The organism is Phytoactinopolyspora endophytica, assembly GCF_004138495.1.
GTDB classification, from domain to species: Bacteria; Actinomycetota; Actinomycetes; order Jiangellales; family Jiangellaceae; genus Phytoactinopolyspora; species Phytoactinopolyspora endophytica.
Genome location: NZ_ML142864.1, coordinates 134,984 through 135,800 on the forward strand (window position 1 = coordinate 134,984; position 817 = coordinate 135,800).

Below are 817 nucleotides of genomic sequence, written 5' to 3' on the forward strand. Positions count from 1 at the left end.
GTCCACGTTGGGCACGAGCAGGTAGGCGCCGTCCGCTGTGACCGTCGGAAGGATGACCTCGTCTCCGTTCGGCACGTCGTGCGTCGTGCAGGAGATCAGGACGTCACCTCCGTCGCCGTCGAGGACCGTGGCGATCGACGCGTCGCTGTCCACCAGCCGGCCGATGACCATCACCAGTTCGTGACGGCCGGGGAAGCCAGTGATGTCGCTGATGATGTCCAACGGGATGTCGCTGATCTCGCGTTCCCACTCCGGTTCGGTCTCCCCGCCGGACGCGCTGGTATAGCTGACCGTGGCCGAGTCGCGGTCCAGCACGTACCCCACCCTCCACGGGGTGGCTCGGCCCAAGGGCGACTCGAAGTCGAGTGAAACCTGCGGCCGGACGCGTTCTCCCGGCTCCGGTTCGGTCCGGATCGCTTCCGGGGCCCGCTCGAGGGTCAACGGGTCGAACTCTCCGAGGCGCTCGAGGTCGGCGAATCCGCGTCCCTCGCATTCCGCCCGCAGCGGTTCGGGCTCCGGCGTCTCGTCTGAAGCCGCCAGCCACCACGCGACGCCGCCTACAGCCACCAGTAGCGCCCCGCCCCCGGCGTGCCACTTGGTCAGTTGCGGCATCGAGCCCTCCGTCTCGCCGTTTTCCGAATGGCGAGTCTAGGGCATCCGCCCTCGTGAGGTGGTCCGGCGACACCACACACGGTTGTGGGTGCACACGCTCACCTTCCGTTATGCGAAGAGTCCGCCACACGTTGGTAAGAGAGGGCCCGAAACGGGCACACTCGGAATCTATGCACCTGCGTGAGATGTTCTGTGCCCTGGCCGT

At 67.1% G+C, this 817-nt stretch carries 1 protein-coding gene; it reads right to left on the reverse strand.

The genetic code is table 11. The features are described from left to right. Positions 1-612, reverse strand: a 612-nt coding sequence (locus ELR45_RS39105; RefSeq protein ID WP_205857271.1) for a hypothetical protein, incomplete at its 3' end; no start/stop codon positions are given. Positions 613-817 lie beyond the last annotated feature (205 nt).